The sequence below is a fragment of the Micromonospora sp. CNZ299 genome, from assembly GCF_002754415.1.
Window position 1 is genome coordinate 4,886,054 of the sequence record NZ_PEFG01000001.1, and the last position, 25,878, is coordinate 4,911,931.

Consider the following 25,878-nt stretch of genomic DNA (forward strand, 5'->3'; position numbering starts at 1 on the left):
GGCCGCAGGCTCGTTCACCCCCGGCCGGCCTCCTCCTCCGGGCGCGGACCGGCGATGAACACGACCCGGAACTTACCGATCTGAACCTCATCACCATTACTCAACGTGGCCGCCTCGACGCGCTCACGATTCACATACGTGCCGTTCAAACTACCCACGTCCCGCACCGTGAACGTGCCACCGTCACGGTGGAACTCCGCGTGCCGACGCGACACCGTCACGTCATCGAGGAAGATGTCACTGTCCGGATGCCGGCCACTGGTCGTCACATCGTGGTCCAACAAGAACCGGGCACCCGCATTCGGGCCTCGACGAACCACCAGCAGCGCCATACCCGGCGGCAACGAACCGGACATCCGGCTCGGCACCACATCGGTGTCCGGACCCTCCAGCACTTCGTCGAGCGAACCGAGATTGAGCGTCGAAGTGACGTCGAGCGGGGGGAACTCGTCGTCTGGCCGCGTCATGGGACCACCTCACGGATCTGTTCGGTCGGCGTCGGGTAATGGCGGGTCTGGCCGCCGGGCACTTGAACACCCGGCGGCTGGCTCCCCGTGCCCGGGAAGGCAATTCCGCAACGCTCAACTATTGGGTTCTCGGTCGACTGGGCGAGCCTAGCCAGCGCCGAAATGCAGGGCAACCGGACGCGCGCAGACAACCCACGCGCCGGATCAAGCACACTCAGCCTTCGGTGATCTTCTGATACGCGCCGGCCGTGAGCAACCCGTCCGTCGCGGTCGGATCATTCGGCGTGATCTCCACCAACCAACCCTCACCGTACGGATCAGTGTTGATCAGCTCCGGCGTGTCACCCAACGCCTCATTGCGGGAAGCGACCGTACCAGCGACCGGGGCGTAGATCTCCGACACGCTCTTGGTCGACTCGATCTCACCCAACGAGTCACCGGCCGCGACCACCGCACCCGCCTCGGGCAACTGCACGTACACGATGTCACCCAGCGCGTCCTGCGCGAAGTGCGTGATGCCGACCCGGATCGAACCCGTGCCGTCACCCGCCACCCACTCATGCTCGGCGGTGTATCGCAGATCCTCGGGAATCACCAGACGCGTCCTTCATCCATCGGTGCCCCGGACCACCCGGATCCGGCGCGGCCGCGCCGGTCAGGAGACCGGACGGGCGTGTTCCAACTTGATCGGCACGTGCAGCGCCGAAACCTCGGCAACCTCACGCTCCCCAAACGTCACGTTACCGCCGACACCACGGACCGACGCCACCACCCCACCAGGAATGTTCAACGCCGTGCGCATCGTCGCCGGATCACCGATCACCGTGATCGTGAACGGCGCCGTCAACCGACGCCCCTCCACCACCAACGACCCGTTGTCCCCGTCGAGGAAGTACGTCGACGCGATGATCCGCACCGACGCCCCGTCACCGCCGGAAATCTGCATCGCCTCCGCGCCAGCGCCCCGCAGCTCCTGCACCGCGTCCAGCACCCGATTCGCCGAGATCGGCTTGGCACCGGCGTCGAACCGCACCGTCAACCCCGGCCCGACCGCCGGCAACGTGCCCGCCAGGATGCCCAACTCGTCCGCCCGCCGCGTCGCCTCGTCCAACGCCGCCTGACGCCCCTGCTCACCCGACTGCAACTGCCGCTGACTGTCCTCCAGAGCCCGGATGTCCTGCTGAAGACGGTTCTCCCGCGCATCCAGATCCGACAGGATCCGGACCAGGTCCTCCTGGCGCGTCGCACCCAGCGTCGGATCCGTCGACGTCGTCTTCAACTGCACCACCAACGTGAAACCCAGCAACGCCAACAACGCGGCGATCATCACCCCGGCCGTACTCCACCGGGACCGACCCGCCGCCGGCGCCGCCGACTCACCAACCGGCTCACCCAACCCGTCGGAACCCGCAACCGGCTCCCCCGACCGCGGCACCGCGCTCAGGTCCACCGTCGCACCGTCGTCGACCGGCTCCACCGCCGGCTCATCCTCCACCGCCGGCTCATCGACCGGCTCGCGCTCCGCCGGCCCCTGCGGCGCCAACGGGCTCAACTCGTCCGGATCCGGCGCGTCCGGACGAGGATCCGGCTCACCCGCCGGCCCACCCGGCCGCGCCGGACCCGCAGGCTGCGGCCACCCCGTCCCCGTGTCGGTCTGCTCGTCACTCATCGCAACCCAACCTACGCCCGGAACAGGTGCCGGCGGATCGCCGCCACGTTGCCGAAGATGCGCACACCCAGCACCACCACCACACCGGTGGACAACTGCCCGCCCACCCCCAACTGGTCACCCAGATACACGATCAGACCAGCGACCAGCACGTTGGAGATGAACGACACCACGAACTGCTTGTCGTCGAAGATGCGGTCCAACCTCGCCCGCACCCCACCGAACACCGCGTCCAACGCGGCCACCACCGCGATCGGCAGGTACGGCTGCAACGCCGCCGGCACCGTGGGATCAAGCCACACACCGAGCACCACACCGGCGAGCAACGCCAGCACCGCGATCATCGGCCACCTCCGGAGGGGCTAACGGTCGTCGTCGGACCAGACGACCCAGGACTGCCGGAACGGACACCCGACGCGGAAGGGCTCGGACTGACCGACGGCTTGGCGTAGCGTAGCTGCGGCTCCGGAGCCGCCGGCAGGGTGAGGTCATCCGCCTCCCGCACCCCGAACGACAACCCGGTCTTCTGCGCGACCTCCCGCATCAACGCCGCGTTACGACTGTCCTCGAACTTGCGCCGCATCGAACCCGGCCCGATCGCCGACACCTCGTACGGCCCGGTCACCGGCCGGAAATCCACCAGCATCGCCTCACCCGCCGACCGGATCGTCGACGTCGACGTCAACCGCTGCCCGTTGATGGAGACCGCCTCCGCGCCGGCACTCCACAACGCGTTCGCCACCCCCTGCAGATCGCTGTAGAGCACCCGCGACGGCCCAGCGCCAGCACCGGTCACCACGTCGGCCTTGTCCGGAGCATCCGCCAACCGCACCACGACACCGTCACCGCGCACCCGACCCAGCCCCGTGCTCGCCTCCATGTCCCGCAACCGGGCGGCGGCCGACCCGCTCAACGCCGCGTCACGCTGCCGGCTGACCTCCTCGCGCAGCTGATCCGCACGCGTGGACAACCGGTCGGTCTGGCTCTCCCGTTCCTTGATCTGCGCCACCAGGCCGGAACGGGCCTGGCTGCGCCCCGGCTCGTCCGCCATCGTCTGCCGGTACGCGACCGCGAACAGGAAGCCGAGCATCACCAGCACGACCAGACTGACCGACCGCGTCGGCCAGGCCCGCCATCCCGCGGCGCGCCCGGTGGACGCCGACCGCTGACGGGCGGCCGCCGCGTCCGCGTAGCCCGGGTCCAGGGGGTTGCGAAACAGTTCGGTGAGGAAATCCGGCGCGTACACCCGGTCCTGGCGGGGCTTGCCCGGCTCCGGCGCGCTCACGCCGCCGCTCCCGGCCCGCGCGCCGCGCGCACCAGACGAGCCGCCTGCACGACGTACATCCCACCGGCCACCCAGTAGAGCACCAGCCCCCACCAGGCCAGCCCCCAGCCGATCGCGGCCATCGCCGTTGACGCCGCGCTCCACTCGGTGGCCAACAGCAGCACCGGGAACGCCGCGAGCAGCAGGAACGTGGCGGTCTTGCCCACGTAGTGCACCGGCGGCGGCCCGTAGCCGTAGCGGCGCAACACCGCCAGCGAGGCGAGCAGGAGCAGCTCACGGGCCAACAGCGCCGCCGTGAACTGCCACGGCACCACCTCCCGCGCGGTGAAGGCGAGCAGGGTGGCGAGGATGTAGAGCCGATCGGCCAGGGGGTCGAGCAGCTCACCGAGCCGGCTCACCTGGTGCAGTCGGCGGGCGATCCAACCGTCGACCCAGTCGGTGGTGCCGCCGATGGCCAGCACGATGATCGCCGCCACGTCGGCCCGCTCGACCAGGAACAGGTAGAGGAAGAGCGGCACGCCCAGCAGCCGCCCGAAGCTGATCAGGTTGGGCAGGGTGAGCACCTGGTTGCCGGGAGTCTGGTCACCGGTGTCCGGCGGTTGCTCTGCCCGAGCCGGCCGACGCGACACCGATCCTCCTCCACGGCACGTGGGCCCCGAGCCGACATCGAGCGTGGCTGAGGGTCGTACGCGCTGTCGGGCCGGCCACCGCCGGCTCCCCCTGCGGCCCCGGGCGGGGCCCTCCCCTGATGCGGCCCGCGATCTCGATGATCGCGGGCCGGGTAAGTGCGCTGTCACTATATCGGGCCTGCCCCAGCGTCCCGGGTGCCGCCGTGTGGCGTCCGGGTGCGGCTCTGCCGCTCTGTGGCGTGGATCACCACGCGTACGGCGTCCTAGGATACTAGTGGAAGGCGGGGCGTGCTCATGCCGTCTGCGCTGCGGGATCGGTCTGCTGCTCGGGCACCGACTGCGTCGCCGCCCGGCCGAACGCGAGCAACGCCAGCAACAGGTCGTGCTGCATCCGCGCCGGCATCCGATCCAACACCGCCTGCACCGCCCGCTGCCGCCGCTCGGCCAACTCCCCCAGCAGGGTCAGCGCCGCCGCGGTCGGCACCAGTCGCACCTCACGCCGGTCGCGTGGATCCGCCACCCGACGCAACAGCCCGGTCGCCTCCAGCCGGTCACAGAGGCGACTCGCCGACGACGGCACCACGTCCAGCAGCTCCGCCAACCCGTTGACGTTTGTCTCCTGCCGGCTGCTGATCAACGCCAGCACCCGCAACTGGGTCGGCGGCACCTGGTGCCGCGACGCGGCAGAGTCGAGAACGGCGATCAGTGTCTCGGCAGCCGCGTCGATCGCCGCGGCGAGATCCGCAGGTCGCTCCACCCGATGTCCCCTGCCGTCGTCGCGCTGCTGACCGCCCAGCCGAGCGGCGGCCACCCTCACCCGCCGCTCCGCCCACGCGGACCATGCCAGTCCAGACAGACCACGACGGCGTCGTCGCGCAGATCGGAATCCGCGTGGTAGGCGTGCAGTTCGCGCATCACCGTACCAACCGCTTCGGCCGCTGGCTGCAACCGCGTGGCGCGCAGGGAACGCGCCATCGCCCGGTCCCCGTACGGTTCCCGACCCGCCGGCTCGGCGGCCCACACCCCGTCGCTGACCACGAAGAGGCGGTCACCCGGGGCGAGTTGCAACTCCTGCAGCTCGTAACGGGTTTCCGCGAACATGCCCAGCGGCAGCTGCTGATCCAGCTTCACCGGCTCCACCAAGGACCCCCGCACCCGCAGCATGTGCGGGGAACCGGCATCGACCGCCCGTACCTGACCCGTGCGGGTGTCCACCTCCAGCAGCAGGGTGGCCACGTACCGGCGACCCCGGTGTTGGTAGAAGACGGTGTCCGAGGCCAGCTCGGCCTGCTCCACCAGGCCCCCGCCGGAGCGGCGCGCGTTGCGCATCGCGTTGACCGTGACCGAGGTCAGCATCGACGCGGTCAGACCGTTGCCCTCGCCGTTGAGCACCGTCACAGTCAGGCGGTCGCCGTCCAGGGACCAGTCGAAGTGGTCCCCACCCACCGTGTACGCAGGTTCGAGTTGACCGGCCAGATCGAACGCGTGGTGCGCCACACTGCGGCCCGGCAACAGATCCCACTGCATCTCGGCGGCCATCGTCATTCGCTCGCGGCGGCGCGCCCGCCGGTAACGGTCGGTCTCCCGGTCCGCCGCACGCATCGCCACCGCCAGGGCGCCGGCGATGTCCGTCGCCCGGCCCGTGACGGCCGGGTTGGCCACGTCGGGAAGCTCGATCAGCAGCACACCCAGCCGTTCCCCCCACACCGTCAACGGCAGGTAGAGCCGGCACGGGCCATCGCCGTCGCGCACCGGTTGCTGGCTGCTGAAACACCGCTGAGCCACGGTGTGACAGGCCAGGAAGCCCGCCGCCGGCAGATCCGGATCCAGCAGCGGCCAGAGCCCACTGATCCGGTAGTCGGCGACGAACACGTCGGTGCGCAGCGCGCCCATCGTCGACCGGATCACCCGGTCCGCCGCCTCCGCCAGTTGGTCGGGCGGGGCGTCGCGCAGTGCGCGCGACACCACGTCCGGCACGTCAACCATGCTCGTCCTCTCCAGAAGCTTGCTACAGGGCAAGCATCATACGGACGCCCCCGGACGACCAAACCGGCGCGGTCAGTCGCCGTCCCGGGCCGCGAGCACGCCGTGGAACGCGTCCGGCACCTGCGTCGGCGGACCCTCCGGCCGCCACTGGGCGACCGGGACGATCCCGTCCGCCGTCGGCACCCAGCGACCCAGCAGCGGCGCGAACGCCGCCGGTGGACGCATCCGGAACTGCGGCCCCATCATCGCCAGCGCCTGCGGGTGACCCGCCAGCTCCTCGGTGTCGAAGTCCACGGCGAGCAGGCTGCCCGGCGCGGCGGCGGCGTACAGCTCGTCGAGCGTGCGGGTCAGCGTGTCGTCGTCGAGGAACGCGGCGAGCCCGAGAAAGACCACCCCGACCGGCCGTCGACCCCAGCCCGGGACGAACCGGTGCAGCTGCGCCGGGTCGATAGTGCCGATGTCGGTCGCGTCGCCGAAGCCGTAGCCGGCCCGGTCGCTGCCCGCGAGGATGCTCTGCCCCAGCCGGATGGTGACCGGGTCGACGTCGGTGTAGAGCACTGTCGCGTCGGTGGCGACCTCGTGCACGTTGCCCATCGTGGGCACCCCCGCGCCGAACACCAGGAACCCGTCCACGCCCTGCTCGGCCATCGCCCGCACGGCCCGACCCAGGAACGCCCGCAGCTCCCGGAACACCGGCGCGCACGGCCCGTACGCCTGCTCGAAAGCGTTCGCGGCGGCCACGTCGACCGGGAAGTGATGCTCCCCGCCGAGCCAGAAGTCGATCATGCGTGCCGTGCTCGGCTGGTCTGGTTCACCCATCGATGACTCCCCCTCCCCGACCGCTCGTCGCCAGCGTACCGACCGGGACGCTGTCGGCGGTATCGCGACGCGGAGGCGCCCGGGCCCGCGATACTGGCCGCGAGAGAGAGGTGGGGCGGTGAACTCGGCGAACAAGGCGGCGGTGGTGGTCGGCGTCGACGGCTCGGAGCCGGCGCTGCGCGCCGTTCGCCTCGCCGCCACCGAGGCGGCGCGCCGGCAGCGACCCCTGCGGGTCGTGCACGGCTTCATCTGGCCACTGCTGCACGTGCCGGTCTCCCCCGCCCCGGACGCGCCGCCCGGCGGTGGGCTTCGCCACCAGGCCGAGGAACTCGTCGAGGCCGCGGTGGCCGAGGCCGAGGCGACCGTACCCGGGCTGTCGATCTCCGGCGAGATCATCGACGGCGAGGCTGCGGCGGTGCTGGTGGGCGAATCCCCCACGGCCGCGCTCATCGTGCTCGGCGAACGCGGGTTGGGCGGCTTCTCCGCGCTGGTGGTCGGCTCGGTCGCGGTGCAGGTCGCCGCGTACGCCGACTGCCCGGTGCTGGTGGCCCGCGGCGAGCAACGACCCGACGAACCGGTGCTGGTCGCGGTGGACGGTTCGGCGGCCTCCCGGCAGGCGGCCGACTTCGCCGCCGAGACCGCCGTGTCGCGCGGGGTGCCGCTGGTGGCGATGCACGCCTACCGGCACCCGGGCAGCAGCGGCCCGGGCGACATGCAACCCCTGGTGTACGACGAGGCGAAGCTGCACGGCGAGCAGGACCGGATGCTCGCCGAGTGGCTGAGCGGGTTGACCGAGCAGCACCCGACGGTCCGACTCACCTGCCGGGCGGTCCATGGCCGGCCGGGTGCCGTGCTCGCCGAGGCGTCCCGCTCCGCCCAACTGGTGGTGGCCGGTGGGCAGGGGCGCGGCGAGGTGTCCGGGTTGCTGCTGGGGTCGGTGAGCCAGTCGCTGCTGCACCACGCGCACTGCCCGGTCGCCGTGGTGCGCGCGCCGCGTTAGGCCGGGGTTGGCCCGTCGCGAGACGGGTAGACGTCCGGACCGACGAAGGAGGCAGCAGATGCCAGGACCACGGCCGGGCAGCAACGCCTACGACAAGCAGCGGGCGCGGTTGCGCAACGCGATCGACGACTCCGGACGCCGCGTACCCGACGGCAAGGCCAACCAGGTCGCGAACAGGATCCTGCAGGAGGATCGCGGCCAGCGGGGCGTGGTGCGTGGTGAGCGCACGTACGGCCCCAAGAGTGAGCGCGAACCGGGCGACCCGAAATGAGGAGGGTCGACCTTGCCGACGGCGCCATCGCTGGCGCCGTCGGCAGCACCGCGCTGAACGTGGTCAGCTATCTGGACGTGGCGCTGCGGGCTCGACCGGAGAGCGACGTCCCCGGTGAGACCGTCGACCGGTTGGCCGACATAGCGCACGTGAACCTGGGGTCCGGGGCCCGGGCGGCCAACCGCCGCTCGGGCCTCGGCCCGCTGATCGGCTACGGACTGGGCATCGCCGCCGGCGTCGCGTTCGCGCTCTACGCCGGTGGCCGGCGCCAGCCACTGCCGATGGCTGCAGGGGTGCTCGGGGCCGGCGTGATGACGATGACCGACGGGTCCATCACCGCGCTGGGCATCAGCGACCCGCGTACGTGGCGGCGCTCCGACTGGATCTCCGACATCATTCCGCACCTGGCGTACGGGCTGACGGCCGCCGCCACCTGGAACAGGTTGCGGCGGCCGTCAGGTCGCGGTCGCTAGCTGAAGGTCTGGTCAGCGGGTGTCGCTGTCGTCCTCGGCCACTGGTTCAGCGGTCGGGCCGTACGGCGACACCTGCCCCTTGGGCACCGGGCGACCCTCATCGCCCCGCGACGATCCGCGGTTTAGCGGATGCCCGGTCGGCTTGGGCCCCTTGCTGTCCTGACTGGTGGCGCCCTTGGCGTTACGCCGGAACTCCTCCTGCTGCGGGTTGACCATGGGTGTCTCCCTCCCGGTACGGCGGCGGCATCGACCGCCTCCACCGTCTGCATACCCGCCCGCTCCGGCGGCATTCCGACAGCGGTCGCCGGCGCGACGGCTAGCAGAGCCCGGATCGGGTACCCGGTCGGTGTGGGCAACGATCGAACGGTGGTGCGGGTCCTGCTGGACCGGCGTGGCCGCACGTACGCGGAGGAGGCCGGCATCCGGCTCTCCGACCGCCCCGGGCCGCTGTACCAGCTGCTGGTGCTGACCACCCTGCTGAGCACCCGGATCCGGGCGTGCGTGGCGGTGGACGCCGCGCGGGAGCTGTTTGCCGCGGGCTACCGCACGCCGCAGGCGATGGAGGCGGCCAGTTGGCAGGAACGCGTCGACGCGCTGGGCCGGGGCCACTACCGCCGCTACGACGAGCGCACCGCCACCACGCTCGGCACCGGCGCCCGACTGTGCCTGGACCGCTGGCACGGTGACCTGCGACGGCTGCACCGCGACGCCCAGGGCGACCCCGCCGGGCTGCGTCGGCGGCTCACCGAGTTCCCGGGCATCGGCCCCACCGGCGCGGACATCTACCTGCGCGAGGCGCAGACGGTCTGGTCCGACCTGCGCCCGTACGCCGACCGGCGGGCTCTCGCCGGAGCGAAGCGGCTGGGCCTGCCCGGCAACCCGCACGGGCTGGCCACCCTCGTCGACGAACCGGACTTCGGCCGTCTCGCGTCGGCGCTGGTCCGGGTTGCGCTCGGCGAGGAGTCAGCCGGCGAGGTCACCCGCGTCGCCGCCCGCTGACGGCGGTCACTTCACCGTCTTGTCTCCCGGCCGGGTCAGGTGCCACACCAGCAGGGCGGCGAGCAGCGCCAGGACCACCACCCCGCCGGAGATGCCACGGCCCTCCTCGGGGCTGCGACCCGCACTGCCGAAGTAGATCACCGCGAGGCCGGCCAGCACCGTGACGAACGTACGAAACCCTCGGTCCTTCACATATCGCACAGTAGGTGGGCGCGCCCTTTTTAGCCGTATTGTTGGTTATTGTCCATCGACCGGGTGACAGGTCAGCGATCGCTGACGAAGCCGCGCAGCCGTACCCGACGCACCGCCCGGTCGCGGACCTCCACCACCTCCAGGGTCAGCCCGGGCAGACGGACCGTCTCCCCCGGCTCACCCGGCAGGTGCCGCAGCCGGGCCAGCACCAACCCCGCCACGGTGGTGTAGTCGCGGGACAACGGGAAGCTCAGCCGCACCCCGAGGTCGGGCAGGTCGTGCAGAGGGAAGTCACCGGGCACCAGCACGGACCCGTCCGCCTCCCGGACCACCCCGCGCACGTCGCGGTCGGTCTCGTCGTACAACTCGCCGACCACCTCGGCCAGCAGGTCCTCCATGGTGACCATGCCGTCGATGCCACCGTGCTCGTCGACCACCAGGGCCAGTTGCTGGTGCTCCTGGCGAAGCTGACGCAGCGCGTCGGCGACCGGCAGGGTGACCGGAAGCAGCAGCGGCGACCGGACCTGCTCGCCCACCGGGGCGGTGCCGGCCTGCACCAGGTCGCGGATGTGCACCACCCCGAGCACCTCGTCCAGGCCACCGGGACCGGTGACGGGGGCGCGGGACCGCCCGGCGGCGGCCAGCCGGCGCACCCCCTCGTCGGCGGTGAGGCTGGCCGGCAGTGTCATCACCTCCCGGCGGGCGACCAGGATCTCGCGCAGCGTCCGGCCGGCGATGTCGAACGCGCCGGTCAGGATCTCCCGCTGCTGGGCGGACAGGCCGCGCTGGCTGGACAGCATCTCCCGCAACTCCTCCTCGGTCATCTCCTCCCGGTTGGCCCGCGGGTCACCCCCGGCGAGCCGAACGACCGCGTCGGTTGCCCGGCTGAGCAGCCACACCGCCGGTCGGGACACCCGTGCGAGCAGGTCCAGCGGGCCGGCGCTCAGCAACGCCCACCGCTCCGCCCGCTGCATGGCCAGCCGCTTCGGGGCCAGCTCGCCGAACACCAGCGTGACGAACGTCAGCAGCACCGTCACCAGCAGCACCGCTGCGGGACGGGCCGCGCCGCCGAGGAAGCCCAGCGGGCCGACCAGCGGCTCGGCCAACGACACCGCGGCCGCCGCCGAGGCGAGGAAGCCGGCCAGCGTGATGCCGAGTTGGATGGTGGCCAGGTAGCGGTTCGGGTCGCGGGACAGCTGCACCAACCGGTCGCCGGAGCGGGACCGTCGTCCCAGCCGCCGCAACTGCCCCTCGCGCAACGTCACCAGCGCCATCTCACTGCCGGACAGCGCGGCGTTGACCAGCACCAGCACGGCAACCAGCGCCAACTGCCCGAACTGACCGCCCATCGCGCACCCCCCGTCCGCCGCCTCAGGTCACTCAACCGCAGCGGGGCCGTCCCCGGGCCTGGTTCGCGACCGCGCCCCGCTCAGTCGACCTCCAGGTCGTCCAGTGAGATGGCGTGCGTCATCAGCCACCGGGCCAGCGCCGACATCCCGAACAGCCACAGCGGCACCGACTCGGTGGGCCCGTTGGTGGCGTAGATGGCGAAGCGCAGGTCCGGCGCGCGGTACGCCTCGATCCGCCACCGGTGCTGCCGGTCCCGCCAGACCGCCGAAGGGTCCATGGCGTCACGGTAGGTGACCGCCGCCGGCCGGGGGGCCGGTTGGCCAGCACCGCTCAGCCCGGCACCACCGTCGTCCCGATCACGACCCGGGCAGTGGACACCAACAGGCTGATGCCCACTCCCGCGAGGACCAGCCAGCCGAAGCCACGCCACCCGGAGCCACGGTCGAGCACCGGCGTCGACGGTGGCCTCCAGAGCTCACGGTAGGTCCAGGCCAGCACACCCACCCCGAACGGCAGGAGCCCGACCCAGAACCAGAACCACCGGGTGCCGGCAAAGGGCGGCGCGCCGCCGATCAACCGGCCCAGCCAGAGCACGGTCAGCACACCAGCGAGCAGACCGGCGGTGCCCGCGATCCGGTGCGCGAGGTCGCCGCCGACCTGCCAGGGACCGGCCACGGCAGCGAGCCGCGCGTCCAGCCCGGTGTTCGCCGACAGGTCCGGCTCGCCCGGGTATGAAGCCGAGGCGGGCGGGTCGACGAAGGCGTACCGGATCTGGCCGTTCGACACGGTCCAGGCCAGCATCCCGCCGTTCGTCGCATGCTGCGGCCGAGGCCGGCTCCCCCAGTACGCGCCGTCGTCGACCCAGCCCTGCGCCCGTTGGAAGGTCACCACCTGGCCAGCCGCGAGATCGCGGTCGAGCTGGGCCTCGGTGGACTCGCGCGGCTCGGCCCACCACGCCAGAGACGCCCACAGCACCCACAGCACCGGCAGCGCCCAGCGCAGCACCACCGGGACGACCTCACGCCACCGGCGGCGGGAGGTCGTGACCGGGTGGGGATCGCCTCGACCATCAGCCCACCGTCGCACCTCGGCGCACTGTTGTCAGCCCCGGATCGGCCGCGACTGACGGCCGTGCGGTGGTCAACGGTCCGGTTGATCCTGGTCCCTCGGCACAGTGGCTCGCCGAACGCAGTCGCGCAGCAGGGCGCGGCGTTGATCATGAACGTCGTCGGGTTCCTGGTTGCTGGCCGCGTAGACGTTGCTGACCGGCGACCAGGCCATGGACATGGCGATGACCAGAGCCATGAGGTCGAACGGGTCGCCCGCACGTACGCGCCCGGCGGCCTGCGCCTCGGCGATGGCCGTCAGCTTGCGATCGTCGTAGTGCTGGTGGGTCTCGACCAGGTGCCCGGCGGGCCTGCGCTCCAGTCGCGTCCAGGTCGCGAGGCGGATGAGGTCGGGGCGGCGCAGGTATTCGTCGTAGAGGCGAACGGCCCAGTCGGCAAGATCGTCAGCGTCGATCGGCACCACGTTCGTGATGCGCTCCAGTGAGCTGAGGAAGATCGCGTCGAAGAGTCGTTCCTTGTCGCCGAAGTAGCCGTAGAGCTGCGCCTTGTTGGTGCGCGCCGCCGTCACGATGCGTTCGATGCGCGCTCCGGCGATGCCGTGCTGGGCGAACTCCTCGGTGGCGGCGTCCAGGATGCGCTGGTAGGTCGCGGTGCCGCGCGAGGTCAGGGGCTGCTCCGGCATGCCGCCACTCTAGCAACAGAACAGTTGGTTTGCTTCTCTCCGCGACCAGCGCTACGGTCAACAGACCGAACAGTCTGTTTAAGGATGTGTGTATGCGAACGACCATCGGATGGCGGGCAAGCGGCCCGACGGCGCTGCGGCGTACGTCGCTGGAACGCCGTGACCTGCGCCCAGACGATCTGGCGGTGCGAGTCGACTACTGCGGCGTGTGCCACACCGACCTGCACTCCCTGCGCGACCATGACCAGCATGCGAAAGCGCCTCTGGTGCCCGGTCACGAATTCACCGGTGTAGTGACCGCGACCGGGGCCGAGGTGACTGCCTTCTCGGTCGGCGACCGCGTCGCGGTGGGCAATATCGTCGACTCCTGCGGCACCTGTGCCATGTGTCGAGCAGGACAGGAGAACTTCTGCCACTCCTTCCCGACTCTCACCTACGGCGGCACCGACCGGCGGGACGGGTCGACCACCTTGGGCGCCTTCTCCCGCGAGTACGTCGTGCCGGACCGCTTCGCCTACCCGCTCCCCTCCGGCCTCGACCCGGCCGCAGCCGCCCCGCTGATGTGCGCTGGCGTCACCGTCTGGGAACCGCTGCGTTCCCTCGGTGTGGGCTCCGGCAGTCGCGTCGCCGTGGCCGGGCTCGGCGGCCTGGGTCACCTCGCGGTCAAGCTGGCCGTGGCACTCGGCGCCACCACGACCGTCATCAGCCGCACTCAGGAGAAGCGCGACGATGCCCTCCGGCTCGGCGCACACGATCTCCTGGACTCCACCGACACCCGCCAGATGGCAGCGACACGCGACACTTTCGACGTCGTCATCGACACCATCTCCGCTTCGCACGACCTCGCCCCGTACCTGAAGGTGGTGGCGATGGACGGCACCCTCAGCCTGCTCGGATACCTGGGCCCGGTCACCGTCGAGGCGATGGACCTGCTTGTCGGCCGCAAGAAGCTCAGCTCCGCCGGCAGCGGAGGCCGCCGTTCAACAGCCGAGATGCTCCAGTTCTGCGCCGACAACGGCATCGCCGCCGACGTCGAGGTGCTCCCGTCGGCGCAGGTGGAGACGGCACTCGACCGCCTCCGGCGAAACGACGTCCGCTACCGCTTCGTGCTCGACATGTCCGACCTGGACTGACAGCGGTTGACCCGGCGGGCGCCACGCCCTCAGCCGACGACGATGCGGGCGTCGTCGGGCAGTCGTCGGGTCGCGCCCCGGCGGTCCAGCAACTCCAGCAGGGGCACCGCCACCCGGCGGGTGGTGTCCAACGCCTGCCGGGCCGCGGAGAGCGTGAACGGCTGCGGCAGCCCAGCTAGCACCCGGACCGCGTCGTCGAGCGCGTCGGGCAGCAACACCACGTTGTCGGCCAGCCGCAGCAGCGCGCCGGCCCGCACCGCGGCGCCGATCTCGCGCGGGCCCAGGCCGAGGTCGACGAGGCGGTCCGCCTCGGGGGCGCGAAACGGCCGGTCGCCGTATTCCGCGCGGACCCGCTGCACGGCCCGGGCCACCGGCTCGGGCAGCGCATCGGCGCCCGCCGCCCCGACCCGCCCGGCGTGGATCCGCAGCGGCGGCCGGACCAATGCCTCGACCAGCACCCGGTCGGGCAGGGCGAGGCGCTGGCGCAGCGCGTCCACCGGCATCCCCGGTTCCAACGGGTGCTCCCTGGCGTAGCGGGCGACCTCCTCGGTCACCTGCTCGCCGAGCCGCCGCCAGTGCGCCGGGTCGGCCAGCCAGTCACCGGCCACCGGAGGGGCGTCCACCGGCACACCCATCCGGGTCAGCGCACCGGCGCGGACCAGCCGGCGACGGCGCAGCTCCCCGGCCACGTCGGGACGACCGTCCAACTCGGCGAGGACCTGTGCGCGGGTGACGGCGGCACCCCGGCGGGCCAGCGGTGGCGGCGCCACGTCCAGCACCCGCACCCCGCCGGTCACGTGGTGCCGCCCCGGGTCACGCAGCAACGCCCGATCGCCCACCAGCAGCGGCAACGGACGAGCCAACCGCAGGCGTACGGTGTCCGGGCCCAGCGGGCGGACCCGTACCGGCACGGCCGCCGACCCGACGTGCAGGGTGAGGGTGGCCGGCAGGTCGGCCGCCGGATCGCCGGTCAGCCGCACGTCGACGAGGTCGGTGCGGTGGAACCGGCCCGGGGTGAGCAGCGCGTCGCCACGACCGAGCCGGTCACGGGGCGTACCCCGCAGGTTGACCGCCACCCGGGCCACCGCCGTCACCTCCGGCCGGGCCTCGCCCAGTGAGTGCAGGCCACGTACCCGCACCGGCTCGTCGGCCCCGGCCAGCTCCAACTCGTCGCCCACCCGCAACCGTCCGACGCCGAGGGTGCCGGTGACCACGGTGCCGCTGCCCCGCACGGTGAAACTGCGGTCGACCCAGAGCCGGACCGGGTCGTCCACCACCGGCGCGGGCAGCCCGGCGGCGAGCCGGTCCAGGGCGGCCCGAAGCTCGGGCAGGCCGGCGCCGGTCAGGCCACTGACCGCCACCGCCGGCACCGTGCCGAGGCTGGTGGCCGCGATCTCGGCCCGGGCGCGGGCCATGGCCGGCCCCGGGTCGGCCAGGTCCGCGCGGGTCACCACCACCAGGCCGTACGCCACACCGAGCGCGTCGAGCGCGGCCAGGTGCTCGGCGGACTGCGGCATCCAGCCCTCGTCGGCGGCCACCACGATCAGCGCCGCCGGCACCGGGCCGACACCGGCGAGCATGTTCGGCACGAACCGCTCGTGCCCGGGCACGTCGACGAAGGCGACGGTGCCGCCGGACGGCAGCGTCGTCCAGGCGAACCCCAGGTCGATGGTCATCCCCCGGCGGCGTTCCTCGGCCCACCGGTCGGGTTCCATCCCGGTCAGCGCCCGGACCAGTGTCGACTTGCCATGATCGACGTGCCCGGCGGTGGCGACGACGAACACGGTCAGTCGTCCCCGGGGACGCGGAGCACGGCCGCGCGGACCGTCTCGTCGGCCTCTTCGGGCACGCAGCGCAGGTCGAGCAGGAGCCGGCCCCGCACCACCCGCCCGAGCACGGGCTGGTCGCCGGTGCGCAGCGGCTCCGCGTACCGCTCGGGCAGGCTCAGCGCCCACGAGTCCAGCTCGACACCGGGCGCCCCACCGCCACCGACCACCGCGGCGGCCGGCACCACCTCCGCCTTGCGGCCGTCCGCGCCGAGCCGGTCGCGTAGCCGCTCCACCCGGCTGCGCAGCACACCCGCGTCGGCGTGCAGCGCCGTGCGGGTGGGCGTGTCCGGCTGGTGCAGGGTTGCGGCCAGCGCGGCCAGGGTGAGCTTGTCCACCCGCAACGCCCGGGCCAGCGGATGGCGGCGCAGCCGGTCGACCAGCGCGACGTCGCCGAGCAGCAGCCCCGCCTGCGGGCCGCCGAGCAGCTTGTCACCGCTGGCCGTGACGAGCGTGGCACCGGCGCGCAGGGTGCTGGCCGCGTCCGGCTCGTCGGGAAGCAGCGGATCCGCGGTGAGCAGACCCGAGCCGATGTCGGCGACCACCGGCACGCCGAGGGTGGCCAGTTGTTTGACCGGGGTTGCCGAGGTGAAGCCGGTGACCTGGAAGTTCGACGGGTGCACCTTGAGCACGAACCCGGTCTGCGGGCCGAGGGCGGCGGCGTAGTCGGCGAGGGTGGTGCGGTTGGTGGTGCCCACCTCCCGCAGTCGCGCGCCGGTGCTCTCCAACAGGTCGGGCAGGCGGAAGCCGTCGCCGATCTCGACCAGCTCGCCCCGACTGACCACGATCTCCCGGCCGGCGGCCAGCGCGGTGGCCGCCAGCACCAGCGCGGCGGCGCCGTTGTTGACCACGTGCACGGCGCCCGCGTCGGGCACGGCGGCGGCCAGCGCGTCGAGGGCGTCGCGGCCGCGACGGGCCCGCCGGCCGGTGCTCAGGTCCAACTCCACGTCGGTGTGCCCGGCGGCGGCCACCACCGCGGCGACCGCAGCCGACGACAGCGGCGCCCGGCCCAGGTTGGTGTGCAGCACGACGCCCGTGGCGTTGAGCACCACGCGGGGGCCCGGCGCGGGCAGCGCGGCGACCGCGGCGTCGCGTACGTCATCGGGGTGCAGCTCGCCACGGCGAGCCCGCTCCTGGGCCCGGGCGACGACCGCCTTCACCCGGTCCCTGCCGAGCGTCGCGCTGGCCGCGGCCAACCGAGGGTCGGCGAGCAGCGTGTCGGTGCGGGGCACCCGGCGTCGCGGGTCCACCGGCCCGTCACCCATCGCGTCATCTCCTGCACTGTTGGCGGAGACGGACGGGAATCGAACCCGCCTGGCCCGGGTCCCGGACCACACCGGTTTTGAAGACCGGGAGGGGCACCAGCCGCCTGAACGCCTCCACCGGACATTCGATCACATCGCGGGCGGGGCCGCCCGATCAGATGGAAGATCCATGCCCGTCCGCCGGGCGTCGGCCCGCTCGCGCTGCGGCACCACCGTGTACCGAGGGTCGCGCGCGGAGGCCACCCCGCCGTAGAAGATGCCGAACCGGGTCACCACCGACGCGGCCAGCAGCGCGGCGCCGGACAGCGCGCCGACCAGCCGGCTACGCCGACCGAGCAGCGCGCCGGCGACCCCACCGGCCGTCAACATCCGGCCGGCGCGCAGCAGCCGACCGGGGCTGCCCTGCCGGTAGGGCTCACTGAGCAGACCGAGGCGGGTCTCCACCCGATGCGCGCCGTACAACTCCAGGGCCGCGCCGGCCACGGCCATCCGCCGGGCCGGCCCCGCTTGGGCGGGCGGCGCGGCGAGCAGACCCACGCCGGCGCCGCTGGCCAGCGCGCTGCCCGCGAAGATCACCGGCAACTCGGGGTACGCCTCGTGCCAGGACGGCACCGCCGTGTCGGCGAGCAACACCCCGGTGTACGTGGCCAGCGCGGGCGCGGTGCCGGCGGCGAGCAGCCCGGCCACGTGCCCGGCCGACGGCAACGCTCGACCGGCCAGCCCGAGCAGGCCGTGGCGCGGCAGTACACCGGCGGCCTCGGCGATCGCGGCGACACCAGCGGCCGGCCCGTACGCGGTGAGGATCCAGGTGCCCACCGACATCGGCGACGTCAGCTTCGCCACGCGCAGCATGTGGTGGAACCGCGCCGGCCGGCCGAGGTCCTTGACCAGGAAGACCGCGCTGGCGCTCACGGCGGCCAACGCGGTGACCCGACCGGCGCGTCGCAGCGCCGGCCGGCCGGTGAGCTGCCCACCGGCGGCGAGCAGTGACGAGCCGGCCGCCAGCCCGCCGGTGAACAGGTACGCCGCGATGTCCCACTTCCAGACCGGCGCCTTCAGGATGGGCCGACCGTAGTACGACGTGAACTCCGCCTCCGGCACCCGCAGTTCCTCGCCGCCTCCGCGACGCCCACCTCCGCGACGCCCACCCCGCCGGCCGGGTTCGGCGGTGCGCCGCTGCTGTCCGACCGCCGAGCTGGTGCCGGCGCCGTTCGCGGCCGGCAGCCCAGTGCTCTCGCCGTTCGCGGCCGGCAACTCGGTGCTGGCCGTCGGTCGGTCGCGACCATCGGCGGCCAACCGGTCCCGGAAGCGACGGAAGATCTCGCCCACCTCGGGGCGCTGCGGACTCACGAGGAACCTCCGACGAACGCGGCGACGGTGGCCGCCGCCATGGCGAGGGCCGCGAGGCCGGCGCGCTTCCACATGGCCGGCAGGTCGCGGGTGGTCACGATCGGGTCCGGTGGCAGCCCGTACACCTCCGGCTCGTCCAGGAGCAGGAAGAACGCACCGTCACCACCGACGCCGTCGTTCGGGTCGTGCCCGTACAGGCGGGCCTCGGGGACGCCCCGCTCGTGCAGCGTCTCGACCCGCTCGGCGGCCCGCTCCCGCAACTCGTCGAGCGGCCCGTACTGGATCGACTCCGTCGGACACGCCTGCGCGCACGCTGGCGTCATGCCCGCACCCAACCGGTCGTAGCACAGCGTGCACTTCCACGCCCGACCGTCATCCTTGCGCTGATCGATCACCCCGTACGGACAGGCGGAGATGCAGTAACCGCAGCCGTTGCAGATGTCCTCCTGCACCACCACGGTGCCGAACTCCGTCCGGAACAACGAACCCGTCGGACAGACATCCAGACACGCCGCGTGCGTGCAGTGCTTACACACGTCCGACATCATCAACCACCGGAAATCCGTCCGCCCCTCCACACCGGACCCGCGCCCCGGCGGCTGCGCCCCCGGCATCCCCAGGAACTGTGGACCCGCGCCACCGCGGCCCGCCGCAGTCGGATCGGCCTCGATCGTGCCGAGCACGTCCACCGGCCCGCCCCCGGACATCCGGGCGGCGGCGGACGGCGTGCCGGTCGGCACACCCGGGTCAGTGCCGGTGCGTTCGCTGGTGCCAGCCGCCACGGCCGCCGACGCCGCGCTGACCGAACCGTCGGTCGGCGTACCCGCGAACGGCGGTGTGCGGTGCCCGGCCGGCCGGGGCTGCTCGATGAACGCGACGTGTCGCCACGAGTTCGCGGTCAACGCGCCGGTGTTGTCATACGACATGCCGAGCAGGTCGAGTCCGCTCTCAGGCACGCCGTTCCACTCCTTGCAGGCCACCTCGCAGGCCTTGCAGCCGATGCAGACGCTGGTGTCGGTGAAGAACCCCATCCGCGGCGGCGCGTCCTCGTAACCGGCGTCCGGCGCCGGATCCAACGGCCCGTACAGGCTGTTCGGGTCAGGAAGCACCGCGATCCCTCCCCTCACTGTCAGTGGTGACCGCCGGGGCGTTGTGGCCCGGATTGATCCCGGCGCGCCGCTGGTAGTCGGCGACCAGGTCCAGCAGCGCCGGCCCGGTCGGCCGACGGCCGGCCCGCACGTCGCAGGTGCCGACCTTGCTCTCCTGGATCAGCACGTTCGGGTCCAGGCTGATGCCGAACAGGTCGTTGGCCGAGTCGCCGGTCACCAGACCCTCGAAACCGAAGTGGTACGGCAACCACACCTGGTGGATCACCCGGTCCTCGACCCGCAACGGGGTGAGCCGATCCGTCACCAGCACCTTCGCCTCGATCACAGCACGACCGCTGACCAGGTGCGCCCAGCCCAGGTGGTCGAGACCACGTTCGACGGCCAGCTCCGGAGACACCTCCACGAACATCTCCGGCTGCAACTCGGCCAGCGGCGACACCGTCCGACTCATCCCACCGGCCGTGTGGTGCTCGGTGAGCCGGCTGACAGTGAACACGTACGGGAACACCTGGCTGTGCTGCTCCGGCGGGCTCGGGTTCACCGAGTTCACCGGATGCGCGTACATCTTGCGGGTCGGGTTGGCCTGCTGCCCGTAGAGCGGGTTACGCACCGGCGACTCCACCGGCTCGTAGTGCGTCGGCAACGGGCCGTCCAGGACACCGCTGGGCGCGTACAGCCAGCCCTTCCCGTCGCCCTGCATGATGAACGGGTCGTCGCCGGCGATGCCCTCCGTCCCGGACGCGCCGGGTGGCGGCCGGTACGAAGGCGGTTTGGTCTTCTCGAAGTCCGGCACGTCGTGACCGGTCCACTCGCCCTTCTCGGCATCCCACCAGACGTAGCGTTTGCGCTCACTCCACGGGTTGCCGTCCGGGTCGGCGGACGCACGGTTGTAGAGGATGCGCCGGTTCGCCGGCCACGCCCACCCCCACTCGGCGGCCACCCAGTCCTGCTCGTGTCGCGACTTGCGCCGCGCCGCCTGGTTCACGCCGTCCGCGTACACCCCGGTGTAGATCCAGCAACCGATCGCGGTGGAGCCGTCCGCGCGGGCCTCGGCGAAGCTGGACAGCGGGCGGCCGGTCGTCACGTCGTACCCGTTGATCTCGCGCAACACCGCCTCGGCGCTCGGCTCGACGTTCGGGCCGTGCGTGGGGTAGTCCCAGGTGAGGTCGAGCAGCGCACGGTCGCGCGGCAGCTTCGAGTCGGCCAGCTTCTCGCGCAGCTTGCGCCCGAGGTGGTAGAAGAACCACAACTCGGAGCGGGCGTCGCCTGGCGGCTCGACGGCCTTCTCCCGCCACTGCAACAGGCGCTGCGTCTGGGTGAACGTGCCCTCCTTCTCCACATGCGAGGCGGCGGGCAGGAAGAACACCTCCGTGCGGCACTCCTCGGGCACGATCTCCCCGGTGGCGACCTCGGGACCGTTCTGCCAGAACGTCGCACTTTCGATCATGAACAGGTCCCGGACGACCAACCAGTCGAGATTGGCCATGCCCAGGCGCTGCGCCCGGCCGTGCGCCGAACCGACCGCCGGGTTCTGCCCGAGCAGGAAGTACCCCTTGATCTTTCCGTCGATCATGTTCAGCACCTGCTGGTAGGTGCCGTGGTCGCCGGTCATCCGCGGCAGGTAGCCGTAGCAGTAGTCGTTGTCGGCGGTGGCGGCCTCACCCCAGTACGCCTTGAGCAGGCTGGCGGCGAACGACTCGGCGTTACCCCAGAAACCCTTCTGGCCGGGGTGCCGGATGCTGTCCACCCACTCGTCGAACGTCGGGTGGTCGGCGTGGTGCGGCATCGGCAGGTAGCCCGGCAGCAGGTTGAACAGTGTCGGGATGTCGGTGGACCCCTGGATGCTGGCGTGCCCGCGCAGGGCCATCACCCCACCACCCGGGCGACCCATGTTGCCGAGCAACAGCTGGATGATCGCGCCGGTGCGGATGTACTGCACACCGACGCTGTGCTGCGTCCAGCCCACCGAGTAGATCAGCATCCCGGTGCGCTCCCGGCCGGAGTTCTCCGTCCACGCCTGAGCCAACTCCAGGAACTTGTCCTGGGGGATGCCACAGACCCGCTCGACCATCTCCGGGGTGTAGCGGGCGAAGTGTCGCTTGAGGATCTGGTAGACGCAGCGCGGGTGCTGCAACGTCTCGTCCCGCGGGGTGTCCCCGTCGACCTGCGCGCCGTGCGACTCGTGCTCCAGCCCGGACGCGCTGTCGCGCTCCTTGGCCGTGTGCCCACTGCCGGACGAGTCCTCGTTGCCCTCGTACTGCCAGCTGTCCTGCACGTACGTGCCGGTCTCCGGGTCGAACCCGGAGAAGAACCCGTCGCCGTCCTCGGTGTCACTGAACTGCTCGCTCACGATCGTCGCCGCGTTCGTGTACGACAGCACGTACTCCCGGAAGTCCAGCTCGTTGTCCAGGATGTAGCGCACCACACCACCGAGCAGCGCGATGTCCGTGCCCGCCCGGATCGGCAGGTACGAGTCAGCCAGCGCGCTGGTGCGGGTGAAACGCGGGTCGACGTGGAAGACCTTCGCCCCCCGACGCTTGGCCTCCATCACCCACTGGAAACCCACCGGGTGTGCCTCGGCCATGTTCGAACCCTGGATGACGATGACGTCAGCGTTGGCGATGTCCTGCTGGAAATCCGTCGCACCGCCACGACCGAAGCTGGCCCCCAGACCGGGGACGGTGGCGGAGTGTCAAATACGGGCCTGGTTCTCGATCTGCAACGCACCCGCCGCGGTGAACAACTTCTTGATGAGGTAGTTCTCCTCGTTGTCCAGCGTCGCCCCACCCAGGCTGGAGATGCCCAGCGTCCGGTTGAGCGGCCGGCCCTGCGTGTCGACGTCCTCCCAGGTCTGCTCACGAGCCGCGAGCACCCGGTCGGCGATCATGTCGAGCGCGGTGTCGAGGTCCAGATCCTCCCACTGCGTCGAGTAGGGACGGCGGTAGCGGACCTTGGTCTGCCGCAGCGGGCTGGTCACCAGGCTCTTGCTGGCCGAGCCCTTCGGGCAGAGCCGACCCCGCGAGATCGGGCTGTCCGGGTCGCCCTCGATCTGACTGACCCGCCCGTCCTTGACGAACACCCGCTGACCGCAACCAACGGCGCAGTACGGGCACACCGAACGGGCCACGCTGTCGGCGGTCTCCGTGCGAGCCGTGAGCGCGCGGGATCCATCGGACTTCGCCGCGGCACCCCGCCCCAACGGGTCGGTGCCGGTGAGCTGGCGGTAGACCGGCCAACCCTCGATGAAGGTACGCAGACCCATGCCCGACACCCCCTCCCACGCGAGCGACCCCATGAACATAGGCCAGCCGAGACATCTTCGCGAGCGGAGGGAAGCCAGACAGCGCCGCCCCCGGCCATTGTGGGCTCGGGGGCGGCGCTGGTGTCGGTGTGCAGGTCGCCTCTCGGCGAGTGGCGCGACGCGGCTCCAGCCGAACGGTATTCCGCGAAGGCGATATTAGGTGAGGCCCGGGGACACTGAGTCACACCGACACTGACCACAACCAACCAACCCCCGCCCGTGTTCCCGCTTTCCTGCCCGAGCCCCGTCCGGCCCGGGCCGCCCGCCCCGGGCCGGCCGCCCCGACCGCTTGGGTCGATCAAGGAGTTGTGGTGCTGGGCAAGACCACCCAAACCATCCTCAGCCCGGCAGCACAAGTCCATGATCGACCCGACCCGACCCGTCTGGAACCGAGCCGCGACGTGCGAGGTGCGGATATGCCGCTGGCCGGCACCCCGGGTGGGGGTGCCGGCCAGTGGTCGGGTCGTTCAGTGTTGGTGTCAGCTGTTCCAGTGCTGGGCGACGAGGTCGGTGGCCTGCTGCTCCCACTGGGCGTAGGCGTCGGGGTACGCCGACACCTGCACCGTCTGCGCGGCGTCGGTCAGCGCCATGTCCTGCCACCCGTCAACCTGCTTGAGGCCCTTGAGGAACGCGGTCGTCGAGTAGGCCGGGTCGGTGATCTGCTCCGGCGTACCCCAACCACTGGACGGGCGCTGCTGGAACAGGCCCAGCGAGTCATGGTCATTGGCGTCGCCGAGGTGGCCCAGGTTTTCCAGCTTGGACTCCTGCAGGCTCGTCGCGATCGAGATGACCGCGGCGCGCTCGGGCAGGCCGGCCTTCTTCGTCGCGGCGATGATCGCCTTGACGTTGGCGGTCTGCTCATCGTTGAGGGTGTTGTGGGACTGGTCGCCCTGGGGCTTCGGGGCGGCCGACTGCACCGCCACCGCGACCGGCTTGCCATCCACGGGGTTGGCGTGGGCGGCGATCGGGCCGGCGAAGACACCACCGGCGAACGCGAGACCAGCAACAGACAACATGCTCTTACGGATGATCGTGTTCATGGGGGTAGCTCCTTCGGGGGTAGGAAACACCCGCACACCGCTCGGGGGAGACGGTGGCGCAGGGTGTGAGCACCTCGTCCGGCGCTGCATCAATCAAGGGGAAAAGTCTGCGGGGAGATCGGCACCAGTCGAGCCGGGGGGCTTGTGGGGGGCCGGGTCGGCGGCCTGCGAGCGGAGGGCTCGGGCACCGGGTCCATGTGTAACGACCGGGGGCCCGGGGTCATTCCGGGGCCGGGGCATTCCGTGGCACCCGATGGGGCGGGGTGCTGGGGGCTTCAACGATGCGGGCCGGGCCGGCATTCCAACCCCGCTACCAGCGGTTTCGACCCCGCGGGCGGGGCGGTGAGCCGGTGGTCCTGCGATCGTCAGAGTGTGTAACGACCCCGCCCCGGCCATCATTCCGACCCACCGGTGCGACCGGTCACAGGCCAAACGCCTCGAAGGCCGCCGAACCTCGTACCGCGATCATCGGCGCGCTCGACTCGACCCCTCAAACCGGACAAAAGCCCTCAGCCTCGGACGTGGTCGGCCCTCAGGACGCTAAAACGGGCTTGATCGACTCGGCTTCCTGAGACCCGGGGTGTCCGAGACGGCATGACACCGCGACTTCAAGAAACCCGAGTTGATCACGGAGGCCTCAGCCGTCGAAGGCGGGGGCAAATCGGACGAACCTCCGTTGGAGGATGCCCGACCGGGGCGCTCGGGCGGCCAGTTCGCCTGGGCTCCGCGAAGCACCGTCAACAGCCTGGGGCAGGGCGCAGGGATCGTCTTGAGCGACACCGGCTCGGGTGGGCGTTACCCTGACACCATGCAGGCCGTCTCCCCCACCGCGACCGGCGTGGCCTTCGTGGCCCGACCGGGTCGCCCTGCCGTGGTGGCGCGGACACTCGTCGAGCTGGCCGGGCCCACTCGCGGTGTGGTGGAGTTGCCGGTGCGGTTGATGTGGAACGCCGAGCGCACCTTCGACCTCGCCGACCCCGACCAGCTGCTCTGGATGTACGAGAACGTGCTGCGCGAGACGACCCGCACCGAGGACCTGCGCGTCCTGATCAACGGGCGGACGCTACGCCGGGTGTGGCGACTGCTCAACCTGCCTCGGGGCGTACGGCAGGCGTGGGAGAGCCGGCACCGCGGCCTGCGCGCAGCGTGACCGAGCCTCATCTGCACGACTTCTACCGGGAGGTGGCCCGGGTGGCGCTCACCGCCGCCGGACCGTACCGGTTCGTGTTGGGTGGCGGGGTGGCCTGGGCGGCGCACGGGTTGGTCGCCCGCCCGACGGAGGACGTCGACCTCTTCGCGGACGTGGAGGGTGCCGCCGCGGCGGCCTCCGCGGGGGTGCGCGGGGCGTTGGAGCGAGCCGGCTTCCTCGTCACCGACGCCGACCCGGACAGTGAGCTGGGCGAGCTGTTCGACGGGTACGAGCAGGACATGAAGGACTTCGTGGTGAGCCGGGACGGACGGCAGATCCGGCTCAGCCTCGCCCGGTTGGACCGCCAGCAGAGCCCGGTGGTGATGGACCTCGGCCCGGTGATGGACGTCCGCGACCTGGTGGCCAACAAGATCGCGGCACTGGTCAACCGGCGGGAGGTCCGTGACTTCATCGACGTGGCGGCGGCGTTGGAGCACTACGACGTGACCGAGCTGCTGGTGCTGGCACGGCAGGTCGACCCCGCGCTGGACCCGGACGACGTGCGCGCCGCCGGCCGCTACCTGGACCGCCTGGCCGAGCAACGCTTCGGACGTTACGGCCTGAGCGCCGCCGACATCGCCCAGGTCCGGCAGCGCTTCGACGCCTGGCCGCGCTGACCCAGCCGCCGTCGGCGAACCACGCAACGAGACGGCCCACGCCCTTGCGGCGGTGATCTGGTCGGCGGGTCCGCCGCCCGCGCAACGAACCACGCACCGAGACGGGCCGCCGGCCCAGCGCAGCGCCCGGAGGCCGGAGGCCGACTCTCCGGACCGAGC

28 protein-coding genes and 1 tRNA gene are annotated in these 25,878 nt (G+C 71.8%); 7 read left to right on the plus strand and 22 right to left on the minus strand.

Going from position 1 to position 25,878, the window contains the following annotated elements; genetic code table 11:
* Positions 1–14: 14 nt before the first annotated feature.
* The 9 genes from odhI to CLT68_RS22305 all read right to left on the minus strand — a co-directional run bounded on the left by odhI (position 15) and on the right by CLT68_RS22305 (position 6,855).
* Positions 15–467, minus strand: a complete 453-nt coding sequence (gene odhI, locus CLT68_RS22265; protein WP_007071101.1) for an oxoglutarate dehydrogenase inhibitor Odhl — start codon at positions 465–467, stop codon at positions 15–17.
* A gap of 214 nt (positions 468–681) precedes the next feature.
* Positions 682–1,062, minus strand: a complete 381-nt coding sequence (gene gcvH / locus CLT68_RS22270) for a glycine cleavage system protein GcvH (protein ID WP_088948243.1) — start codon at positions 1,060–1,062, stop codon at positions 682–684.
* A gap of 60 nt (positions 1,063–1,122) precedes the next feature.
* The gene (locus CLT68_RS22275) at positions 1,123–2,136 is read right to left on the minus strand and encodes a DUF881 domain-containing protein (RefSeq protein WP_099853676.1); all 1,014 of its coding nucleotides are present in this window, start codon (positions 2,134–2,136) and stop codon (positions 1,123–1,125) included.
* Positions 2,137–2,147: 11 nt separating this feature from the next.
* The gene (locus CLT68_RS22280) at positions 2,148–2,480 is read right to left on the minus strand and encodes a small basic family protein (protein ID WP_030327710.1); all 333 of its coding nucleotides are present in this window, start codon (positions 2,478–2,480) and stop codon (positions 2,148–2,150) included.
* Positions 2,477–3,421 carry a DUF881 domain-containing protein gene (locus CLT68_RS22285; protein ID WP_099853678.1) on the minus strand — a complete coding sequence of 315 codons (945 nt, stop codon included), beginning with the start codon at positions 3,419–3,421 and terminating at the stop codon, positions 2,477–2,479. The genes CLT68_RS22280 and CLT68_RS22285 overlap by 4 nt, the downstream gene beginning before the upstream one ends.
* Positions 3,418–4,050 carry a cardiolipin synthase ClsA gene (gene clsA / locus CLT68_RS22290; RefSeq protein WP_099853680.1) on the minus strand — a complete coding sequence of 211 codons (633 nt, stop codon included), beginning with the start codon at positions 4,048–4,050 and terminating at the stop codon, positions 3,418–3,420. Before clsA ends, CLT68_RS22285 begins: the two co-directional genes overlap by 4 nt.
* A gap of 292 nt (positions 4,051–4,342) precedes the next feature.
* Positions 4,343–4,807 carry a MarR family winged helix-turn-helix transcriptional regulator gene (locus CLT68_RS22295; RefSeq protein ID WP_088951761.1) on the minus strand — a complete coding sequence of 155 codons (465 nt, stop codon included), beginning with the start codon at positions 4,805–4,807 and terminating at the stop codon, positions 4,343–4,345.
* A gap of 56 nt (positions 4,808–4,863) precedes the next feature.
* Positions 4,864–6,036 (minus strand): PP2C family protein-serine/threonine phosphatase, encoded by a 1,173-nt coding sequence (locus tag CLT68_RS22300; protein ID WP_099853682.1) that lies wholly within the window; start codon positions 6,034–6,036, stop codon positions 4,864–4,866.
* Between the two features lie 72 nt (positions 6,037–6,108).
* The gene (locus CLT68_RS22305; RefSeq protein WP_099853684.1) at positions 6,109–6,855 is read right to left on the minus strand and encodes an SAM-dependent methyltransferase; all 747 of its coding nucleotides are present in this window, start codon (positions 6,853–6,855) and stop codon (positions 6,109–6,111) included.
* Positions 6,856–6,973: 118 nt separating this feature from the next.
* Here CLT68_RS22305 and CLT68_RS22310 point away from each other — a divergent pair, with 118 nt between their 5' ends.
* From CLT68_RS22310 to CLT68_RS22320, 3 genes are read left to right on the plus strand one after another with little or no spacing between them, the layout of a single operon-like run.
* Positions 6,974–7,855: a universal stress protein gene (locus tag CLT68_RS22310; RefSeq protein ID WP_099853686.1), complete on the plus strand. Its 882-nt coding sequence runs from the start codon at positions 6,974–6,976 to the stop codon at positions 7,853–7,855.
* A 58-nt stretch (positions 7,856–7,913) separates the two neighbouring features.
* The gene (locus CLT68_RS22315) at positions 7,914–8,126 is read left to right on the plus strand and encodes a phosphatidylethanolamine-binding protein (protein ID WP_088948250.1); all 213 of its coding nucleotides are present in this window, start codon (positions 7,914–7,916) and stop codon (positions 8,124–8,126) included.
* Positions 8,123–8,599 carry a hypothetical protein gene (locus CLT68_RS22320; protein ID WP_099853688.1) on the plus strand — a complete coding sequence of 159 codons (477 nt, stop codon included), beginning with the start codon at positions 8,123–8,125 and terminating at the stop codon, positions 8,597–8,599. The genes CLT68_RS22315 and CLT68_RS22320 overlap by 4 nt, the downstream gene beginning before the upstream one ends.
* 12 nt (positions 8,600–8,611) lie before the next feature.
* On the opposite strand, the gene CLT68_RS22325 is transcribed toward CLT68_RS22320, so the two are convergent.
* Positions 8,612–8,815: a hypothetical protein gene (locus CLT68_RS22325; RefSeq protein ID WP_099853690.1), complete on the minus strand. Its 204-nt coding sequence runs from the start codon at positions 8,813–8,815 to the stop codon at positions 8,612–8,614.
* Between the two features lie 132 nt (positions 8,816–8,947).
* Between CLT68_RS22325 and CLT68_RS22330 the strand changes: the two genes are divergently transcribed.
* A complete protein-coding gene (locus CLT68_RS22330; RefSeq protein WP_099853691.1) occupies positions 8,948–9,598 on the plus strand; it encodes a hypothetical protein in 651 nt (216 codons plus the stop codon).
* Positions 9,599–9,604: 6 nt separating this feature from the next.
* On the opposite strand, the gene CLT68_RS22335 is transcribed toward CLT68_RS22330, so the two are convergent.
* The 5 genes from CLT68_RS22335 to CLT68_RS22355 all read right to left on the minus strand — a co-directional run bounded on the left by CLT68_RS22335 (position 9,605) and on the right by CLT68_RS22355 (position 12,889).
* A complete protein-coding gene (locus CLT68_RS22335) occupies positions 9,605–9,790 on the minus strand; it encodes a hypothetical protein (protein WP_030492012.1) in 186 nt (61 codons plus the stop codon).
* Positions 9,791–9,861: 71 nt separating this feature from the next.
* Complete coding sequence (locus tag CLT68_RS22340; RefSeq protein ID WP_099853693.1) at positions 9,862–11,139, minus strand: hemolysin family protein; 1,278 nt, start codon at positions 11,137–11,139, stop codon at positions 9,862–9,864.
* An 80-nt stretch (positions 11,140–11,219) separates the two neighbouring features.
* Complete coding sequence (locus tag CLT68_RS22345; RefSeq protein WP_030327722.1) at positions 11,220–11,417, minus strand: hypothetical protein; 198 nt, start codon at positions 11,415–11,417, stop codon at positions 11,220–11,222.
* A 53-nt stretch (positions 11,418–11,470) separates the two neighbouring features.
* On the minus strand, positions 11,471–12,226 hold the full coding sequence (locus CLT68_RS22350; protein ID WP_143743225.1) for a hypothetical protein: 756 nt from the start codon (positions 12,224–12,226) through the stop codon (positions 11,471–11,473).
* 54 nt (positions 12,227–12,280) lie between these two features.
* Complete coding sequence (locus CLT68_RS22355; RefSeq protein WP_088948255.1) at positions 12,281–12,889, minus strand: TetR/AcrR family transcriptional regulator; 609 nt, start codon at positions 12,887–12,889, stop codon at positions 12,281–12,283.
* Positions 12,890–12,981: 92 nt separating this feature from the next.
* On the opposite strand from CLT68_RS22355, the gene CLT68_RS22360 reads away from it, so the two are divergent.
* Positions 12,982–14,022, plus strand: a complete 1,041-nt coding sequence (locus CLT68_RS22360; RefSeq protein WP_099853697.1) for an NAD(P)-dependent alcohol dehydrogenase — start codon at positions 12,982–12,984, stop codon at positions 14,020–14,022.
* Positions 14,023–14,051: 29 nt separating this feature from the next.
* Here the strand turns inward: CLT68_RS22360 and selB are convergent, their stop codons facing one another.
* The 7 genes from selB to CLT68_RS22395 form a co-directional block, all read right to left on the minus strand.
* Complete coding sequence (selB, locus tag CLT68_RS22365; protein ID WP_099853699.1) at positions 14,052–15,806, minus strand: selenocysteine-specific translation elongation factor; 1,755 nt, start codon at positions 15,804–15,806, stop codon at positions 14,052–14,054.
* A 2-nt stretch (positions 15,807–15,808) separates the two neighbouring features.
* Entirely contained in the window at positions 15,809–17,113 is a 1,305-nt protein-coding gene (selA, locus tag CLT68_RS22370; protein ID WP_099853701.1) for an L-seryl-tRNA(Sec) selenium transferase, read from the minus strand.
* Positions 17,114–17,133: 20 nt separating this feature from the next.
* A tRNA-Sec gene (locus CLT68_RS32900) sits at positions 17,134–17,229 on the minus strand.
* Positions 17,230–17,242: 13 nt separating this feature from the next.
* Entirely contained in the window at positions 17,243–18,463 is a 1,221-nt protein-coding gene (gene nrfD / locus CLT68_RS22375; RefSeq protein WP_199177118.1) for an NrfD/PsrC family molybdoenzyme membrane anchor subunit, read from the minus strand.
* Entirely contained in the window at positions 18,460–19,572 is a 1,113-nt protein-coding gene (locus CLT68_RS22380) for a 4Fe-4S dicluster domain-containing protein (protein WP_099853703.1), read from the minus strand. Before CLT68_RS22380 ends, nrfD begins: the two co-directional genes overlap by 4 nt.
* On the minus strand, positions 19,562–22,834 hold the full coding sequence (gene fdh, locus CLT68_RS22385; protein ID WP_199177119.1) for a formate dehydrogenase: 3,273 nt from the start codon (positions 22,832–22,834) through the stop codon (positions 19,562–19,564). Before fdh ends, CLT68_RS22380 begins: the two co-directional genes overlap by 11 nt.
* 518 nt (positions 22,835–23,352) lie before the next feature.
* Positions 23,353–23,913 (minus strand): hypothetical protein, encoded by a 561-nt coding sequence (locus CLT68_RS22395; protein WP_099853708.1) that lies wholly within the window; start codon positions 23,911–23,913, stop codon positions 23,353–23,355.
* Positions 23,914–24,721: 808 nt separating this feature from the next.
* Between CLT68_RS22395 and CLT68_RS22400 the strand changes: the two genes are divergently transcribed.
* Together CLT68_RS22400 and CLT68_RS22405 are read left to right on the plus strand one after the other, a co-directional pair.
* On the plus strand, positions 24,722–25,063 hold the full coding sequence (locus tag CLT68_RS22400) for a hypothetical protein (protein WP_099857485.1): 342 nt from the start codon (positions 24,722–24,724) through the stop codon (positions 25,061–25,063).
* The gene (locus CLT68_RS22405; RefSeq protein WP_099853710.1) at positions 25,060–25,719 is read left to right on the plus strand and encodes a nucleotidyl transferase AbiEii/AbiGii toxin family protein; all 660 of its coding nucleotides are present in this window, start codon (positions 25,060–25,062) and stop codon (positions 25,717–25,719) included. Before CLT68_RS22400 ends, CLT68_RS22405 begins: the two co-directional genes overlap by 4 nt.
* Positions 25,720–25,878: the final 159 nt, after the last annotated feature.

What these genes read in the sequence shown, in the direction of transcription:
- odhI (WP_007071101.1), bottom strand. Translation starts at nt 467, where the DNA reads ATGACGCGGCCAGACGACGAGTTCCCCCCGCTCGACGTCACTTCGACG.
- CLT68_RS22275 (WP_099853676.1), bottom strand. Translation starts at nt 2,136, where the DNA reads ATGAGTGACGAGCAGACCGACACGGGGACGGGGTGGCCGCAGCCTGCG.
- CLT68_RS22280 (WP_030327710.1), bottom strand. Translation starts at nt 2,480, where the DNA reads ATGATCGCGGTGCTGGCGTTGCTCGCCGGTGTGGTGCTCGGTGTGTGG.
- CLT68_RS22300 (WP_099853682.1), bottom strand. Translation starts at nt 6,036, where the DNA reads ATGGTTGACGTGCCGGACGTGGTGTCGCGCGCACTGCGCGACGCCCCG.
- CLT68_RS22305 (WP_099853684.1), bottom strand. Translation starts at nt 6,855, where the DNA reads ATGGGTGAACCAGACCAGCCGAGCACGGCACGCATGATCGACTTCTGG.
- CLT68_RS22315 (WP_088948250.1), top strand. Translation starts at nt 7,914, where the DNA reads ATGCCAGGACCACGGCCGGGCAGCAACGCCTACGACAAGCAGCGGGCG.
- CLT68_RS22320 (WP_099853688.1), top strand. Translation starts at nt 8,123, where the DNA reads ATGAGGAGGGTCGACCTTGCCGACGGCGCCATCGCTGGCGCCGTCGGC.
- CLT68_RS22325 (WP_099853690.1), bottom strand. Translation starts at nt 8,815, where the DNA reads ATGGTCAACCCGCAGCAGGAGGAGTTCCGGCGTAACGCCAAGGGCGCC.
- CLT68_RS22340 (WP_099853693.1), bottom strand. Translation starts at nt 11,139, where the DNA reads ATGGGCGGTCAGTTCGGGCAGTTGGCGCTGGTTGCCGTGCTGGTGCTG.
- CLT68_RS22345 (WP_030327722.1), bottom strand. Translation starts at nt 11,417, where the DNA reads ATGGACCCTTCGGCGGTCTGGCGGGACCGGCAGCACCGGTGGCGGATC.
- CLT68_RS22355 (WP_088948255.1), bottom strand. Translation starts at nt 12,889, where the DNA reads ATGCCGGAGCAGCCCCTGACCTCGCGCGGCACCGCGACCTACCAGCGC.
- CLT68_RS22360 (WP_099853697.1), top strand. Translation starts at nt 12,982, where the DNA reads ATGCGAACGACCATCGGATGGCGGGCAAGCGGCCCGACGGCGCTGCGG.
- selA (WP_099853701.1), bottom strand. Translation starts at nt 17,113, where the DNA reads ATGGGTGACGGGCCGGTGGACCCGCGACGCCGGGTGCCCCGCACCGAC.
- CLT68_RS22395 (WP_099853708.1), bottom strand. Translation starts at nt 23,913, where the DNA reads ATGAACACGATCATCCGTAAGAGCATGTTGTCTGTTGCTGGTCTCGCG.
- CLT68_RS22400 (WP_099857485.1), top strand. Translation starts at nt 24,722, where the DNA reads ATGCAGGCCGTCTCCCCCACCGCGACCGGCGTGGCCTTCGTGGCCCGA.